The following is a 17,813-nucleotide window of genomic DNA, read 5'->3' as shown; positions in this document are numbered from 1 at the left end:
ATGGCAGTAAAATTAGATATTGAAATAGCAAGAGAAGCTGAGATGTGGCCTATAAAAAAGGTTGCCGAAAATATCGGTATTTCTGAGGACGATCTCGAGTTTTACGGAAAGTATAAGGCTAAACTTTCGGAAGAATATCTTCAGAAAATAAAGAAGAACAAGACAGGTAAACTTGTACTTGTTACTGCAATTAATCCGACTCCTGCCGGTGAAGGTAAAACTACAACTAGCGTTGGGCTTGGAGATGCTCTTTCCAGACTCGGCAAGAAAACAGTTATAGCACTTAGGGAGCCTTCACTTGGCCCATGTTTTGGTATCAAGGGAGGTGCTACCGGCGGCGGATATGCGCAGGTTGTACCTATGGATGACATGAACCTTCATTTCACCGGTGATTTTCATGCGATTACTTCTGCCAATAACCTTCTTGCAGCACTACTGGATAATCATATTCAACAGGGTAACGAACTGCAGATAGATACCAGGCAGATAATATTTAAGAGATGTGAGGATATGAATGACAGAGTCCTCAGAAATATAGTGGTAGGACTTGGAAACAAAATGGACGGGGTTGTCAGAGAAGACCATTTTGTTATTACAGTAGCTACAGAGGTTATGGCAATCCTTTGTCTTGCCAGAGATATGCAGGATCTCAAGGATCGTCTTTCAAGAATTGTTGTTGCATATAATTATAACGGGGATCCGGTTACTGCCGGCGATCTTAATGCAGTTGGTGCCATGGCTGCGCTTTTAAAGGATGCAATGAAACCTAATCTCGTGCAGACGCTTGAACACACACCGACAATTGTTCATGGCGGTCCTTTTGCAAATATAGCACATGGCTGCAATTCAATAAGGGCTACGGAGGCAGCTCTTCATATGTCAGATATCACGATAACGGAAGCCGGTTTTGGTGCAGATCTTGGTGCTGAAAAGTTTCTTGATATCAAGTGCAGAATGCATGGCTTAAAGCCTGATGCCATAGTTCTTGTTGCGACTATAAGAGCACTTAAATATAACGGAGGAATTCCCAAGGACAAGCTTTCAGAAGAAAATACAGATGCTCTTAAGAAGGGCATGGTTAACCTTGAAAAGCACATAGAGAATCTTCAGCAGTATGGGGTTCCGGTTGTAGTAACCCTTAACGGTTTCCTTACTGATACTGATGCTGAGATTTCAATTGTAAAGGATTTCTGTGAGAGTAAAAATTGTGATTTCGCAATTTCAGAAGTTTGGGAACATGGCGGCAAAGGCGGCGAAGCTCTTGCAAAGGCTGTAATAAATACACTTGAGAATAAGCTTTCAAATTATGCTCCTATCTATACTGATGATCTTTCGCCGGAAGAGAAGATTGAAACTGTAGCTAAAAAGATTTACGGAGCAGATGGCGTTATTTATGCACCGGCTGCAAAGAAACAGCTTCAGAAGATTGTGGACATGGGTTACGGTAAGCTTCCTGTCTGCATGGCGAAGACGCAGTATTCGTTATCCGATGATCCTTCACTGCTCGGAAGACCGCAGGGCTTTGAAATTAATGTAAGAGATGTATATGTATCTGCAGGTGCAGGATTTATTGTTGCTCTTACAGGAAACATCATGACTATGCCCGGACTTCCCAAAAAGCCTGCAGCCTTTGGAATTGATGTTGATGAAAAAGGAAATATTGTCGGACTGTTTTGATAATACACATTAATTTAAGGAGAGACCGGAATAATGAATATCATCGATGGAAAAGTAATATCTGCACAGGTTAAGGATGAGGTAAAGGAGAAGACAAAAAAACTTCGTGAAGAAAAAAATACAGAAGTGTGTCTTGCCGTTATCCTGGTGGGAGAAGATCCTGCTTCACAGGTTTATGTTAGAAATAAGAAAAAAGCATGTGAGTATGTGGGTTTTAAATCTTTATCCTATGAACTTCCTTATGAGACAACACAGGAAGAATTATTAGAGCTTATTGATAAGCTGAATAAAGATGATTCTGTACATGGAATTTTGGTTCAGATGCCGGTACCTAAGCATATTGATGAGAAAACTGTTATTGATGCAATATCTCCCCTTAAGGATGTGGATGGTTTTCATCCAATGAATGTGGGTGCGCTATGTATCGGAGAACCCGGTTTTGTATCATGTACTCCAGCCGGAATTATCCAGCTGCTTAAAAGATCAGGTGTAGAAATTAGCGGTAAGGAATGCGTAATAGTAGGAAGAAGTAACATTGTAGGTAAGCCAATGGCTCTTTTGATGCTCAGAGAAAACGCAACTGTTACAATTGCACATTCAAGGACAAAGGACCTTAAGGAAGTCTGCAAACGCGCGGATATTTTGATAGCAGCCGTTGGCAAAGCGAAAATGATAACTGAGGACTATATAAAAGAAGGTGCTGTAGTTATTGATGTCGGAATAAACAGAAATACTGAGACAGGAAAGCTTTGCGGTGATGTTGATTATGAAAATGTTGCAGATAAATGCAGCGCAATAACTCCGGTTCCGGGTGGAGTCGGACCTATGACTATTGCCATGCTTATGAACAATTGTCTTGAATCAGCATTACGTAAGGCCGGTGACTGAATTTATGAAATGTCCAAATTGTGGGAATAAAATTCCGGAAGGGAATCTTTATTGTGGAATTTGCGGCAAAGAGATTAACTTCGTACCGGAGTTTGACCCGGAAATTGAAAACAAAATAAATGAATCGCTTTCCGGTGTGGCTGATGATCTAAAGGATGAAAGCATTTTTTATACAAAGAAGATTCCGGGTATGATTGCAAATAAGACTGAACTAAAGCCTTATGTGATACCTGCAATTACCGGAATAGGTATAATAGTAGGCTTTATCATTATTATCCTGTTTTCATTCGGCGGCAAAAATACTTCACTTAGCTATGAAGAACAGGCTGAGACTTATTATGTTGAAGGGAAATTGTCAGATGCGATTATTACAATTGACAAGGCAATAGAAAGCCTTTCGGAAGATGATGCTGAATATAGTATAAAAAAATCCGAGCTGATGCTTCAAAAGTATGGATATGAAAAAGAAGCAGGTCTTATTGAGGATTCGATTGTTACTTTGAAAGCACTGACGGACAGTAGTATTTTCGATGACGAAACTGTGGAATCAGCAACTAAGCAGCTTATAGGATATTATGAAGAACAGCAGGATTATGATTCCATTGTTGAAGTGGTAAACAACACAAAGAATGCCGGAATAAAAAACGAGTATTCCGAATATATTCCGGTAACACCGGTCATTTCACCCGATGGCGGTGATTTTGATGAAGCCGTGAATGTCAGAATAACAGATACTGCAGAGGGCGATATCTATTATACTGTTAATGGTGATGATCCTGATGAGAAGAGTATTCATTATGACGATGAGTTATTTCTTGAAGAGGAAGGCGATTACCATATCCGTGCTGTTTTCATAAATAAATATGGAATAAAAAGTGATGTGGTAAAGAGCTTTTTTCATCTTGAAAGTATTGGACCTGCTGAGCCCGTGATTATGGAGGATAGCGGTGATTATTCGCAGGCAACGATGATTGTTGCTGTTTGCGACCCGGGATGTCGGATATTATATACGTCAGACGGATCAGATCCTACAGAAAATTCAACAGAGTATTTTACACCTATTTCCATGCCTATAGGATCATCTACATTCAAATTTATCACGATAGATGATGAAGGCAAGATGAGTGAAATTGTTGAGAAAAACTATCATTTGACTTATACGACCATGGTTTCTGTTGATCAGGCGAAGCAGAGTATAATTTCGATTCTTGTAAAACTTGATATTTTGCTTGATTCCGCCGGCAAAGTAAGAGGCGAAGAAGGTTATTACGATTATGTCTACGACGGAGAAATTGAAATAACAGGATCCGGTGAGTATTACAAGTTTGTAGAGACACATGTCTATAATGACGGACATACAAATGAAACCGGTCTTCTTTATGCGGTAAATACTCATGACGGTAAAGTAAACAGACTTGGATATGATTCAAGCGGAAAATACACTCTTATCACAATTTCCAATAGATAAGACAGCTGTTTACGGATTTTTGTATTAAGTTAAATAATTTGATGCTTTAGCAGTTTAAAGTCTTGAAATTAGACGGGGCATCCATTATCATTGTTACAATATTGCAACTATTTATTATTCAGGAGGAGAGCGATGTTTAAAGTTTTAGAGGCTAATGAGCTAGCTACGAATATTCACCAGCTTATCGTAGAAGCTCCCCGCGTGGCCGGCACATGTTTGCCCGGACAATTTCTTATTGTTCGTGCAGAAGAAGATGGTGAGCGTATCCCGCTTACTATCTGTGACTATGACAGAGAGAAGGGAACTGTCGAGCTTGTAGTACAGGCACTTGGTGCAGAATCAAGAAAAATCTGCCGTAAAAAGGCAGGCGATCAGCTTGCGGATGTAGTAGGACCTTTGGGTAATGCGTCCGACCTTTGCAGCGAAAGCATTGAAGAGTTGAAGAAAAAGAAAATCGTATTTATTGCCGGTGGTGTTGGTACAGCGCCCGTTTATCCGCAGGCTAAATGGCTCAAAGAGCATGGTATAGATTGCGACGTAATTATTGGCGCTAAGAACAAGGATCTTGTAATTCTTGAAGAGAGATTCAAGACTGTATGTAATCTCTATGTCACAACAGATGACGGATCTTACGGAAGAGAAGGTATGGTTACAAAGTGCCTTCAGGATCTCTATGATGAAGGAAAACGCTATGATCACTGCGTAGCTATCGGACCTATGATCATGATGAAATTCGTATGCAAGCTTACAAAAGAGCTTGGCATTCCTACAATTGTCAGCATGAATACAATTATGGTCGACGGAACAGGAATGTGCGGTGCTTGCCGTCTTACTGTTGGTGGTCAGGTAAAGTTTGCCTGTGTTGATGGTCCTGAATTCGACGGACATGAAGTTGATTTTGACCAGGCTATGAAGCGCATGAGACTGTATCAGACAGAGGAAGGCCGACTTGCACTTAAAGAGCAGGAAGGCAATTCTCATCATGGCGGCTGTGGACACTGTGAATAAGGATTCGTTTAAGGAATGGAGATAAAGATGGCACAAGACGTTTGGACAAGAGTTCCGGTACGCGAGCAGGATCCTAAGGTTCGCGCTACCAATTTTGAAGAAGTTTGTTTGGGATACAATGAAGAGGAAGCAATTGCTGAGGCTGAGAGATGCCTTAATTGCCCCAATCCCCAGTGTGTAAAGGGATGCCCGGTTTCTATTAATATACCTAAGTTCATTCAGGAGCTTAAGGCCGGAGATGTTGCTACAGCATATCAGACTATCAGTGAGTCTAGTGCACTTCCCGCTGTATGCGGTCGTGTATGCCCTCAGGAGAGCCAGTGTGAAGGTAAATGTGTTCGCGGTGTTAAAGGCGATGCAGTTTCTATCGGTAAGCTTGAGAGATTTGTTGCTGATACTGCAAGAGAAAAGGGTATCAAGCCCGAAGGCTCTAAGGAGAAGAAAGGAAAGAAGGTTGCAGTTATCGGTTCCGGCCCTGCAGGTCTTACCTGTGCAGGTGATCTTGCGAGAATCGGTTACGATGTAACTATTTTTGAAGCGCTTCACGAAGCTGGCGGAGTACTTGTTTACGGTATTCCGGAATTCCGTCTTCCCAAGGATGCGGTCGTTAAGAAAGAAATTGAGAACGTTGAGTCTCTCGGTGTTAAGATTGAGAAAGACGTTGTTATCGGAAAATCTGTAACTATAGATTCATTAATGAAGGATGAAGGCTTTGAGGCTGTATTTGTTGGATCCGGTGCAGGTCTTCCCAGATTTATGAATATTCCCGGAGAGCAGGCTCTCGGTGTATTCTCTGCAAATGAGTTCCTCACAAGAAGTAATCTTATGAAGGCTTTCTCAGAGGATAGTACCACTCCTATCATGAAGCCTAAAAAGTGTGTTGTTGTCGGCGGTGGTAACGTTGCTATGGACGCTGCACGTACAGCACTTCGCCTTGGAGCAGAGGTTCATATCGTTTACAGAAGAGGCGAGGAAGAGCTTCCTGCAAGAAAGGAAGAAGTTGAGCACGCTAAGCAGGAGGGTATCATTTTTGATCTTCTCTGCAACCCTGTTGAGATCCTTGAGAACGAGGATGGATGGGTTAAGGGTTGCAAGTGTATTAGAATGGAGCTTGGTGAGCCTGATGAGAGCGGCAGAAGAAGTCCGGTGGAAGTTAAGGGCTCTGAATTTGAGATTGAGTGTGACGCTGTAATCATGTCACTTGGTACAAGCCCCAATCCTCTTATTTCAAGCACTACAGAAGGACTTGAAATCAACAGAAGAAAATGCATTGTTGCTGATGAAGAGAGCGGAAAGACATCTAAAGAGGGTGTATTCGCAGGCGGTGACGCAGTTACCGGTGCAGCAACTGTTATACTTGCAATGGGTGCAGGTAAGGCTGCAGCCAAGGGAATTGACGAGTATCTTTCAAAATAACAAAAAACCTTCCCCCCTCTGGGGGAAGGCGGCGTTTACGCCGGATGAGGGATGTATATGGTATATCAGAGCAGTGCTCAAAAAGCAGAAGATAATCAGTCATCAGGAATAATGCTAATTACCGTTGGTGCAATAGGACTTATCGGAGATGTGTTTTTTCTTGTAAAAAATCCATTGGATATGCCTATGTTTAATAAATACCTTACCTGCGGAGTCATGGGTGCACTTTTTGTACTGTTTTTTGTTATGGGTATTCTTGCAGTCAGAAGCTATAAGATTTTCAAAGGAAAAGCGGCTGAGGAAGACACCGTTCTTGAGAAGATAAAGGCCTGGAGCGAGGCAGAACTGACTTCTGATTACATAGATACACATATGTATGATGATGACGAAGAATATGAACAGCTTACCGATAAGGAGAGCCTGTTCTTTAAACGTTCGGAGTTTATTAAGAAGGAAATAATGAAAAAATATGTAAATGTCAGTGAGGAACTCGTAGATTCTTTTATTGACAATTACTATGACAAACTTTACGGAGATGAAAATTGATAGCTATTGATATTCTCTGTGTCGGAAAGATTAAAGAGAAATATTGGAATGAAGCTATTTCGGAATATTCCAAAAGACTCACAAGATACTGTAAGCTAAATATTATTGAAGTTCAGGATGAGAAGACTCCGGATAATGCTCCGCCTGCATTGGAACAGCAGATAAAGGAAAAAGAAGGAGAACGTCTTTTAAAGCATATAGATCAGAAGGCTCTTAAGTTTGCTCTTGCTATTGACGGAAAACGATTCTCTTCCACATCCTTTGCGGATACCATTCAGGATGAATGTACAAGAGGTGTGAGCAAGCTACAGTTTATCATCGGTGGGTCTTTAGGACTTTCTGATGAGGTATTAAAAGCATGCGAAAGAAAAATAAGCTTTTCGGATATGACTTTTCCTCATCAGATGATGCGCGTGATACTGCTTGAGCAGATATATCGCGCACATAGAATAATTAATGGAGAACCATATCATAAATGAGTAATATTACTGAGAAGACTATGCATCTTGGAATAGAACAGATGCAAAGTATATTCGGGCAGCATGATAAGTATATCCGCAAGATTGAGGATAACCTTAAGGTTGAAATAATAGACAGAGGCGGGGAACTTCATATTATTGGTACAGGCGAAGCCGTAAAAAAGGCTGCAGATATTATTGCTGAACTGGCAGATCTCTCCGAAACAGGGTCTGAGATTGAGGAACAGAGCATAAATTATGCCATTCAGATTAGTAATGAACCGACGGAAGATGAAATCCAGGCAAAAGGGCATGTTCTGACTCAGATTGATGGAGATGTTATCTGTCATACAATTAATGGTAAGCCAATTAAACCCAAGACACTCGGGCAGAAGAAATATGTAGATGCCATTAGAAACAACATGATAGTTTTCGGGTTGGGACCGGCCGGAACTGGTAAAACATATCTTGGTATGGCGATGGCAATAACAGCTTTTCAAAAAGGAGAAGTTGAGAGAATCATTCTTACAAGGCCAGCTATTGAAGCAGGAGAAAAGCTCGGATTTTTGCCGGGGGATCTTCAAAGCAAGGTTGATCCATATCTGAGGCCGCTTTATGATGCATTGTATCAGATAATGGGTGCAGACAATTTTGTCAAAAATATGGAAAAAGGTCTTATTGAGGTTGCTCCTCTTGCATATATGAGGGGAAGAACTCTCGATAATTCATTTATAATTCTTGATGAGGCGCAGAACACAACGCCTGCTCAAATGAAGATGTTCCTGACAAGAATCGGGTTTGGCTCAAAAGTCATTATCACAGGAGATTCGACGCAGAAGGATCTTCCGGCTGATACAAAGTCCGGTTTGGATGTTGCATCAGCTGTGTTAAAGAAAATAGATGATATAGCATTTTGTAATCTGACCAGCAGGGATGTTGTACGTCATCCACTGGTTCAGCAGATAGTTAAGGCATATGAGGATTTTGAAAAATCCAAAACCAACGAAGAAAAAAAACGTGCAATTAAGAGGCGGGAAAGACATTAAATCATGGCACATGTAAACGGAGTAGCAGCAGAAAACGATAAGCAGACGGAAAGTAATCAGGTAAGAGGTGATAACCCTGTTTTGACATCAATTTTTGATAAGGGTGAGGGACCTATAAGATTTTTCTTTGGATCAATATTTTTTGTAACAGGACTTATGCTTTTAGGATTTTCAATTCTTTACAAATTAAGCATTGAGGCTGTTATAAGGAATACTTTTACGGGTTTTCTATGTGGCGGTGTTTTGCTATACATGATAAATGATGCCAGTGTTCGTGGACTTTTTACATACGACAACGGTCAAAAACGAAACAGATATGTATTTTCATATTATGTTGGGCTGATAATTTCTATGGCACTTCCGCTTATTACTGCAGAGGTTTGGCCCTATGTTTTTATTTTCCTTTTGCTTGGTCTTTTTTCCACAAATGAGATTGGTCTGTTCTCTGGCTCAATGCTTGTAATGTTCTCGGTTCTTCTTGAAAAAGAGGGGAGTTATTCGGAATTCTTTATCTATTTTGTTGCCGGAGCAGTTGTACTTGTCCTCTTACGTGATCTTAATGAAACGACAAAAATCGGTTTTCCGGTTTTCATTTCCATGGCGCTGCTGTTTTCACTTATTGTAGCGTATGACATACTTTTTCAGAATAGGACACTTACCCCTACTATGCTTATTGTTCCGATGGTTAATATCATTGTGACAATAATTTTGATGCTTATTCTTTTGAATATCTTCGGGGTTTATGTCATAAGAAAAAGTAATGACAGATACATGGACATTAATGACACGGAATTTCCGCTTTTGGTCAGGCTCAAAGAGAAGGATAAGGCAGCCTATTTTAGGGCAATTCATATTGCATACCTTTCTGAGAGAATAGCCATGGATCTTGGACTGAATGCCAGAGCTGTAAAGACTATGTCTTATTATTATAAGATCGGTGTTATTGACGACTCAAAAACATGGGACGAGGTTAAGCATTTTTATATTGAGAATAACTTTCCTGATGAGGCTATACAGTATCTTAAAGAATATATTGAAAATGATAAGTCAAAACACCGCTCAAAGGAAGCGGCTATCATTTTTATGTGTGAGACGCTGATTGCTTCTATTACGTACCTTTTTGAAAAGGATAAGAATACAAAGATAAATTACGATGAACTTATAGATAAGATTTTCCTTCATAAGATAGAAAATAAAGATCTGTATAATTATGATATTTCTCTTTATGAAATTGAACGCATGAAAAAGCTTATGAAAAAGGAGAAACTATATTATGATTTTCTTCGTTGATAATGAAGTTGATGCGAAGTTTTCTTTTGATATTGAAGAGACTGCAAAGAAGGTTGCGGGAGAAGTCCTTAAGAGTGAAGGATGTCCGTTTGATGTTCAGCTTAGCCTTCTGATAACGGATGATGAAGGTATAAGGCAGATCAATTCAGAATTTCGCGAAATCGATTCTCCAACAGATGTGCTTTCATTCCCCAATATAAGCTACGAAACTCCGGGAGATTTTTCGGCAGCAATGGGTGAACAAAAGATTGATGTTACAGATCCTGAGAGCGGCCTCATAGTTTTTGGGGACATAGTTATAAATGAAAACCGTGTAAGGCAGCAAGCTGAGGAATTCGGACATAGCGAGCTTAGAGAATTTGCCTTTCTTGTGGCACATTCCATGCTTCATCTTTGTGGATATGACCACATGGAAGAGGATGAAGCCAAAGTGATGGAAGAAAAACAGGAAAATGTTTTGCGGTCACTGGGAATTACCAGGGGCTAAGCGGAAACGGGTGAGAGGTATGAGTAAAAAGTTTAGGATAAGACCGGACGTTGTTCTTTCGTCCGGAATGATTTTTATATTGGCTATTATGGCTCTTTTGGTGGCATTTTTTGATATGGCCGGAGCTGACGGGGTAGGCTTTCTTGCTGCTCCAATTTCTTTATTTATGGTAGCTTATCTTGTTTTTATTTGTGCTTTTGAAAACACCACACGGGAGATGGTTAAAAACAGGTTGCACAGAAGCCAGATGCTATCAGCAAGGAAAAATGTAAGGCAACTTATGTTTATAAGCTTTGGCGTTGGTCTTTTCTGTACTCTTTTCAGCGCTGGAATTTCAATAGTTCTGGCTAATCCGGTATTTCACTCGCCGAGAAGTTTTTATGTACTTCTTTTGGTTTCGCCCGTATTTTTGTTCCTGAGTATTCAGGGTGTTTTAAGAGGATATTTAAGCGGATCCGGTTTTGCTATCGTTTCTATCATTTCAGATGCCATTCTTACATGTATTACGGTTGTTTCAACCTTTGTTTTGTCAAATGCAGTATTTGACTATGGTAAAAAAGTAGATGCACTTATGCATGTAGATGATATTGCACCTGCATATGGTGCTATTGGTGCCTGCCTTGGTATTGCTATCAGCTCACTGATCAGTTTTCTTTTTGTGACTATAATGTTTCTTATCAGAAAGAAAGACCTTAATGAGAAGACGCAGGATAGTATACCGGTGAATGATAACCATAAGAACGAGTGCGTAAATGATCTCATTACTAATTGCATAATAGCAGCAGCCACAGGCTTGCTGGTTCTTGCTGATGAGTGTGTATACTTGAATGTTGCACATAAGCTTCATCCAATGGAAGATAATATTGATAACTGGGGAATTTATATCGGTCAATGTGTTGCGGTTGTGGTATTTTTTGTATTCATTACAGCCCTTCCGTTTGTAAAATCCTGGTACGGTGTTCATGTAAGCATTATGAAAAAGGATTATAAGTCTGCAAGAGTCAGACTGCAGAGTCTTGTTCATTTTGAAGCAATGCTTATTTTCCCTGCCGTTATTTGGATTATGCTTCTGGCTAATACTTTTAATACTGTTGTTTTCGGGAAAAGTAATGATGCGGGAGTTGATATGGTAATACTTGCAATTCCGGTAGTGATTCCTGCGGCAATCATTGTATTTCAATCCTTTTTATTGAAACAGTTGAAAAATAAGTTTGTGATGGCTATGAATTTAATAATCGGTGTAATCATCCATTTTGCTGTTCTACTGGCAATGTCCTATATAGGAGGTTTTGGAATTCATGCATCAATAGCAGCTTTTGCTGCAATGTTTGTTGTTCAGGGAATTCTTGGGCTTTTGGAAATCAAGGTTATGCTTGATGTTAATCTGCAAATGGTAAGAAATATTCTTATGCCGCTCATTGCAGCTGTTGGCTCAGGACTTATTGCACTTTTGATAGACCGAATTCTGGTAAATATTATTGGAGAAATACTGACATTATTCATATGTGTTGTTGTCGCATTTGTGATATATATGCTTCTGCTCATTGTTTTAAGAAGCGTGAATCGTTATGAGGTAGAGAGAATGCCTCTGGGAGATTATTTTGCTCTTGTTTCTGATATGGTGAACGGAGAAAGGAATTAAAAAAGTGTCATCAAGAAATCAAGTTGTAATTGCGGGAGGCGGTGCCTCAGGTATGTGCGCTGCAATTGCTGCTGCAAGAAAAGGCGCCGTAGTGAGAATTATAGAAAAAACAGATGTTTGTGGGAAGAAACTTTCCATGACCGGAAATGGTCGCTGTAATCTTGCCAATCTCAAGGTGTCCCCGGATGATTATAATGTCAACTCAAGGACAAGAATGAAGAAATGGCTTAAGCAGTTTGGCGTTGACAGAGTAACTGAGTTTTTTTCTTCTCTTGGCCTGGTCATAGTAGGAGAAGATGGATATCTTTATCCCATATCAGGGCAAGCTGGCTCTGTTGTTTCTGTACTTTTAAATGAATGTGTAAGGCTTGGCGTAGATTTCACGTATAATGAGCAGGTAAAGCGCATTATCAAAAATGAGGACGGTACTTTTACTGTAAAAACCGACAAGGGTGAATATGGAGCCGACAGTGTAATTCTTTCAACAGGAGGTCTGGCAGGTCCGAAGTCAACAGGTTCCACCGGAGATGGCTACTATATATGTGAACAGCTAGGAATGACAAAGAAAGATACGTTTCCGGCACTGGTTTCTCTTCTTTCTGAGGATGAGACACTTCCCACGGAAAGTGGGGTGAGAGCACTTGCCCGTGTGACATTTATGATTGGCGACGGGGAGATTGCGAAAGAGTACGGTGAGGTTCAGATAACCTCAAAAGGTATTTCCGGAATTCCTGTTATGCAGGCATCTGGGACAGTTGCAGAACATCTTTCAAAGGGAAGACCTGTTACCTGTTCAATTGATTTCTTTCCCGGATACAGTGATGGCGAATTTGACGCTCTTGTAGATAGGATGATGTGCCTTTCGGAGGAAAGAAAGCTTGGCGATCTTCTGGATGGCTTTTGCAATTCTCATATTAATGAAATGGTACTTCGCAGAATGAAAATCAGCAGGGGCATGAAAGTTAAAAACGTAGGCGAGTCAATGCTGGCATGCATTTTATATAAATATAGGGATATAAGAATCAATATTACAGGTATCGGTGACTATAAAAAAGCTCAGGTTACCCGTGGCGGTATAAGTTTAGGCGATCTCTCTGACACTCTTTCGTCAAAAAGGTGTCCGGGAGTCTATGTTGTCGGCGAGCTATGCGATGTCGATGGCAGATGCGGTGGTTATAATCTTCAGTGGGCATGGACCAGCGGATATATTGCAGGGGAGGCTGCAGGCTCCTTATGATACGATTAAATTCGGTAAAAATAAGAAATAATGGCTTCGAAGCTTACCTGAAAGGTAGCGAACCTTTTGATGCGATAAAAAACAATCTCAAAAATAAAGCAGCTAAGCTTTTAAAGATCAATCCTTCAAACATTTCTGAGATAATAATACGCAAGCATTCAATAGATGCCAGAAAAAAAGCGGAAATCTACGATGTTTATGTAGTGGATTTGAGGCTATCTTCCAATGCCTTTTCCGAGGAAGAGGTGATAAAAAAGTCAAGATGCAAAACTGCATCTGTTGTTACTCAAAAGAAATATAAATTCCCTGTAAACAGAAAAGAAGATGAGGAAATCAAGAGAAAGTACAGCGGAGGTGTCACAAGACCGATTATTATCGGATCCGGGCCCGCCGGTCTTTTTTGTGCGTATGAACTTGCAAAAGCAGGGTATTGCCCGATTGTACTAGAGAGGGGCATGGATATTGATAAAAGGCATGATGCCGTTGAAAGCTTTTGGAACGGCGGGAAGCTGATGCCAAAAGGCAATGTGCAATTTGGAGAGGGCGGTGCCGGTACCTTTTCCGATGGGAAGCTGAATACTATGGTCAAGGATAAGAAGGGACTTGCACTTGAATGCCTTTCTGTCTTTCATGAATACGGTGCTAAGGAAGATATTCTTTACGAATCAAAACCGCATATTGGTACGGACGTTTTAAGAAAAGTCATAAAAAATATCAGAAATGAAATAATAGCGCTTGGAGGCACATTTTACTTTGAAACACAGGTCACAAAACTTGATGTTTCTGATGGGAAAATAAAAGGTGTTAAGTGTGATAACGGTAATGAGTTTAGATCGGATATTGTCGTTCTTGCTATCGGCCACAGTGCAAGAGACACCTTTGAGGAATTAAAGGAAATGGGCATAAATATGGAGCCCAAAGCCTTTGCGGTAGGCCTTAGAGTAGAGCATCCGCAGACCATGATAAATAAATCCCAGTATGGGATAGAAAACCCCGAATCATTACCACCTGCTCCTTATAAAGTTACAGCAAGAAGCTCGGATGGAAGAGGTGTTTATTCATTTTGCATGTGCCCGGGGGGATATGTTGTCAACGCTTCATCAGAAGAAAAAAGGCTCTGCGTTAATGGTATGAGTTATTCCGGACGCGACGGAGATAATGCGAACAGCGCAATAGTAGTAACTGTGGAGCCGAAGGACTTTGGAGGCAGTGATGTTCTGTCCGGTATGGAATTTCAAAGAAGACTTGAAGAGAAGGCATTTAGTATCGGAGAGGGAAAGGTTCCGGCAGAGTATTTCGATGATTTCAAGAAGGCTGTTTTAGATAATGAAGATATAAAATTCGAACATAAATCTGAAAGAAACCACCCAAGAATAAAAGGTCTATGGAAATTTGCTCCGGTACATGAGATATTACCGCATAATATCAATGTTTCGATTACTGAAGGCATGGAACAATTTGGCAAGATGATAAAAGGCTTTGATTCCGATGATGCAATTTTATCGGGTGTTGAATCAAGGACTTCTTCTCCTGTCAGAATTAATAGGGATGATAATCTTGAAGCACTGGGAATCAAAGGGCTTTATCCTTGCGGAGAAGGTGCAGGCTATGCCGGCGGAATAACGTCTGCTGCTATGGATGGAATAAGAGTTGCAGAGCAGATTGCAATTCATTATAGAAGCCCGAAGGCAGAACTTAGAAAGCAGATGTCCGATAAGCGTAATTTGCTTTCTGAAAAAGAAAAAGCTGAGCTAGATAGCAGCATATTCAGGAAACTAATAGATTCAAAAGAGTATACAGATGCGGATAACATTCTGGTTTATTGCAGTATGGGGAGTGAAGCTGATACTCATAGCATAATTTGCAGAGCTTTAAGTGATAATAAAAATGTTTTCTGCCCCGTGATAACAGATAATAAAGGCAGAGCTATGGAATTTGTGAGAATAGAAGCCCTTAGTGATTTAATACCCGGGAAATTTGGAATAAACGAGCCTCAGATAAACAATGATTCCGTTTTGTATAAAGGACATGAAGGCAAGACACTTATTATTCTGCCGGGATTATTATTTGACAGAAAAGGAAACAGAATAGGCTACGGAGGCGGATTCTACGACAAATATATAATGCGCTTTAAAAATGTGATCAGTGATGATACTATGAAACCTATAGCAATTGGATATAATTTTCAGCTTGTATCTGATGATCTTACAGAATATATGGGTAGTTTCGATTTCAAGACATCAATGGTAATCACCGATAAGGAGAAGATAAGTATATGAGTATCCAAAAAGATAACATTAGCGAGACTATAAAGACAATGGGACAAAAGGCTCATAGTGCGAAATTTGAGCTTCAAAATCTCACGGAGAGCGAAAAAAACGAGGTGCTTTTAAGCGTAGCAAATGCTCTGACAGACAGTACCGAAGATATTCTTAAGGCGAATGGTATTGATATAAAAAACGGTGAGGAGAAAGGAATGCATCAGGGACTCCTTGACAGACTTCGCCTAACTGAAAGCAGAATTGAGGATATGGCCGAGGGAATCAGGCAGGTAGCCGAGCTTCCTGATCCTATCGGTAATATTATAGACAGCTGGGAACTCGAGAATGGACTGAAGATTAAAAAAGTAAGTGTTCCGCTAGGTGTTATCGGTATTATATATGAATCAAGACCAAATGTAACCGCTGATGCATTCAGTCTTACTTTTAAAGCAGGAAATGCTGTTATTTTAAAGGGGGGATCTGATGCGATAAACTCCAATATGATAATTACCGATATCATCAGGAAAGCTATTGAAGCAAAAGGTTATAATCCTGATTTCATACAGCTTATTCCTTTTACTGATAGGAGTGCGGTGGGTGAAATGCTTTCTCTTAGAGAATATATAGATGTCGTTATTCCGAGAGGAAGTGCAGGCCTGATAAAGATGGTGTGTGAGAACAGTAAGATTCCTGTGATAGAAACCGGCAGCGGTAACTGTCATATATACATTGATAAAACAGCAGATATTGATAAAGCTATTCCGATAATAATAAATGCTAAAACTCAGAGAATAGGTGTTTGTAATGCGGCCGAATCACTTGTGGTTCACGAGGATATTAAGAATGACCTGCTGCCGAGGCTGAATGCCGCTATGCAGGAGCATAATGTTGAATTCAGAGCTGATGATGCTTCGATTCAGCTTTTGCCTGGAGCTAAAAAAGCTACTGAGGAAGATTTTGCCACTGAGTATCTTGATTATATTTTATCCGTAAAAACTGTTAAGAGTACCAAGGAAGCCATAGAGCATATAAATAAATATAATACAGGTCATTCCGAGAGCATAATTACTGAAGATAAGGAAAGCGCCGAGTTGTTTTTGAACGGTGTTGATGCGGCTTGTGTGTATGTAAATGCTTCAACAAGGTTTACCGACGGATTTCAGTTTGGCTTTGGCGCCGAAATCGGAATAAGTACACAAAAGCTCCATGCCAGAGGGCCTATGGGGCTTAAGGAACTTACCTCCTACAAATACGCCATTACAGGTGATGGCCAGATCAGAGAATAAAAGCAGAAAGAAAAAGCAGGATGAAGACAAAAGAAGAAATTCAGAGATTGAGAGAAGAGATAATCGATGTGTCTCTTTCTCTCCTTGAACAGGGACTTATTGTAAGAACCTGGGGAAATATAAGCGCCAGGATTGATGAAAAACATTATCTCATAACGCCAAGCGGTATAAGATATGAGGATTTGGAACCGCAGATGCTGCCTGTTGTTTCAATTGAGGATGGTTCTTATGAAGGAGAATACAAACCCTCAAGTGAATATCTGGTACATACTGCAATATACAGTTCAAGGAATGATGCGGAATTTATTGTTCATACGCATCAGGTATATGCAACCTGTGTCGGGGCTCTTGGGAAAAAGAGGCTTAAGGCAGAACATAAGGAACGCAAAATTGTTTTTCCTGTTGCCGAATATGCACTTCCCGGAACTAAAACTCTGGCGGATAACGTTAAGGATGCAGCAATCAAAAATAATGAAACCAGAAGCATTATAATGGCTAATCACGGCGCCGTATGTTTCGGACATAACGCCAGAGACGCTGTCAATGAAGCAATAAAGCTTGAAATGGCATCAAAAAAATATATATACAGTATATGTAAAACTGAAATTCCAAATGAAATAATTGAAGGATTTAGCAGTAAACTGGAAGACGGTAAAATAGTTTACCTAAGGAATGATACTCCTGAGAGAATTAAACTGATTCATCAGACAATATATTCCAAAAGGCCTGATGTACACTACGTTTTCCATAACAAGTCCGAAGCTGTTATGACAATATCAAGAAGAGTAAATCACATGAGACCCCTTCTTGATGACTTCGCTCAGATAATTGGAATAAGTGTCCGAATTCCGACTGCAGAGGGTGCTCCCCTTGTGGTTAAGAAAAATATTAATGCCGTTTTTGCATATAATGACGGAGCTTATTGTCTCGGAGATACCGAAGAAAACGCGAAATCTGCGGCTCTTGTGCTTGATAAAGGATGCCTTGCTCATATTAGTGCAACAAGATTCGGAGAGGGAAGATTTATATCTTTATTCGACTGTAAAAAGATGAACAGAAACTATATAAAGAATTATAGTATTCTTGCAAATTCAGTAAAATAG

General features: G+C 40.2%; 15 protein-coding genes and 1 pseudogene. All 16 read left to right on the top strand.

Annotated features, from left to right (window positions below; translation table 11 throughout):
• The gene (locus BLR42_RS07480; RefSeq protein WP_091867915.1) at window positions 1–1,677 is read left to right on the top strand and encodes a formate--tetrahydrofolate ligase; all 1,677 of its coding nucleotides are present in this window, start codon (window positions 1–3) and stop codon (window positions 1,675–1,677) included.
• 30 nt (window positions 1,678–1,707) lie between these two features.
• On the top strand, window positions 1,708–2,565 hold the full coding sequence (folD, locus tag BLR42_RS07475) for a bifunctional methylenetetrahydrofolate dehydrogenase/methenyltetrahydrofolate cyclohydrolase FolD (protein ID WP_026497457.1): 858 nt from the start codon (window positions 1,708–1,710) through the stop codon (window positions 2,563–2,565).
• A 4-nt stretch (window positions 2,566–2,569) separates the two neighbouring features.
• Complete coding sequence (locus BLR42_RS07470; RefSeq protein WP_091867913.1) at window positions 2,570–4,033, top strand: chitobiase/beta-hexosaminidase C-terminal domain-containing protein; 1,464 nt, start codon at window positions 2,570–2,572, stop codon at window positions 4,031–4,033.
• Window positions 4,034–4,165: 132 nt separating this feature from the next.
• The gene (locus tag BLR42_RS07465; protein ID WP_026497459.1) at window positions 4,166–5,041 is read left to right on the top strand and encodes a sulfide/dihydroorotate dehydrogenase-like FAD/NAD-binding protein; all 876 of its coding nucleotides are present in this window, start codon (window positions 4,166–4,168) and stop codon (window positions 5,039–5,041) included.
• 27 nt (window positions 5,042–5,068) lie between these two features.
• Complete coding sequence (gltA, locus tag BLR42_RS07460) at window positions 5,069–6,457, top strand: NADPH-dependent glutamate synthase (RefSeq protein WP_091867911.1); 1,389 nt, start codon at window positions 5,069–5,071, stop codon at window positions 6,455–6,457.
• Between the two features lie 57 nt (window positions 6,458–6,514).
• Window positions 6,515–7,003 carry a hypothetical protein gene (locus BLR42_RS07455; protein ID WP_091867909.1) on the top strand — a complete coding sequence of 163 codons (489 nt, stop codon included), beginning with the start codon at window positions 6,515–6,517 and terminating at the stop codon, window positions 7,001–7,003.
• On the top strand, window positions 7,003–7,482 hold the full coding sequence (rlmH, locus tag BLR42_RS07450) for a 23S rRNA (pseudouridine(1915)-N(3))-methyltransferase RlmH (RefSeq protein WP_026497461.1): 480 nt from the start codon (window positions 7,003–7,005) through the stop codon (window positions 7,480–7,482). Before BLR42_RS07455 ends, rlmH begins: the two co-directional genes overlap by 1 nt.
• Window positions 7,479–8,507 carry a PhoH family protein gene (locus BLR42_RS07445; protein ID WP_022760048.1) on the top strand — a complete coding sequence of 343 codons (1,029 nt, stop codon included), beginning with the start codon at window positions 7,479–7,481 and terminating at the stop codon, window positions 8,505–8,507. Before rlmH ends, BLR42_RS07445 begins: the two co-directional genes overlap by 4 nt.
• A 3-nt stretch (window positions 8,508–8,510) precedes the next feature.
• Complete coding sequence (locus BLR42_RS07440; RefSeq protein ID WP_091867907.1) at window positions 8,511–9,797, top strand: hypothetical protein; 1,287 nt, start codon at window positions 8,511–8,513, stop codon at window positions 9,795–9,797.
• The gene (ybeY, locus tag BLR42_RS07435; protein WP_091867905.1) at window positions 9,781–10,284 is read left to right on the top strand and encodes an rRNA maturation RNase YbeY; all 504 of its coding nucleotides are present in this window, start codon (window positions 9,781–9,783) and stop codon (window positions 10,282–10,284) included. Before BLR42_RS07440 ends, ybeY begins: the two co-directional genes overlap by 17 nt.
• A 19-nt stretch (window positions 10,285–10,303) precedes the next feature.
• On the top strand, window positions 10,304–11,926 hold the full coding sequence (locus tag BLR42_RS07430; protein WP_091867903.1) for an MATE family efflux transporter: 1,623 nt from the start codon (window positions 10,304–10,306) through the stop codon (window positions 11,924–11,926).
• Between the two features lie 4 nt (window positions 11,927–11,930).
• Window positions 11,931–13,163 carry an aminoacetone oxidase family FAD-binding enzyme gene (locus tag BLR42_RS07425; RefSeq protein ID WP_139165123.1) on the top strand — a complete coding sequence of 411 codons (1,233 nt, stop codon included), beginning with the start codon at window positions 11,931–11,933 and terminating at the stop codon, window positions 13,161–13,163.
• Window positions 13,160–14,830 (top strand): annotated as a pseudogene (locus tag BLR42_RS07420) (NAD(P)/FAD-dependent oxidoreductase); the annotation flags it as partial. The gene BLR42_RS07425 and the pseudogene BLR42_RS07420, both read left to right, overlap by 4 nt.
• Window positions 14,807–15,442: a 5-formyltetrahydrofolate cyclo-ligase gene (locus BLR42_RS24060; protein ID WP_334292769.1), complete on the top strand. Its 636-nt coding sequence runs from the start codon at window positions 14,807–14,809 to the stop codon at window positions 15,440–15,442. The pseudogene BLR42_RS07420 and the gene BLR42_RS24060, both read left to right, overlap by 24 nt.
• On the top strand, window positions 15,439–16,710 hold the full coding sequence (locus BLR42_RS07415; RefSeq protein WP_091867894.1) for a glutamate-5-semialdehyde dehydrogenase: 1,272 nt from the start codon (window positions 15,439–15,441) through the stop codon (window positions 16,708–16,710). The genes BLR42_RS24060 and BLR42_RS07415 overlap by 4 nt, the downstream gene beginning before the upstream one ends.
• A 20-nt stretch (window positions 16,711–16,730) precedes the next feature.
• Complete coding sequence (locus BLR42_RS07410) at window positions 16,731–17,813, top strand: class II aldolase/adducin family protein (protein ID WP_091867892.1); 1,083 nt, start codon at window positions 16,731–16,733, stop codon at window positions 17,811–17,813.

It is taken from the genome of Butyrivibrio sp. INlla16 (assembly GCF_900104155.1).
Lineage (GTDB): Bacteria > Bacillota > Clostridia > Lachnospirales > Lachnospiraceae > Butyrivibrio.
Note: the sequence above shows the minus strand (reverse complement) of the source record. Positions and strands in the feature narration are given on the sequence as shown.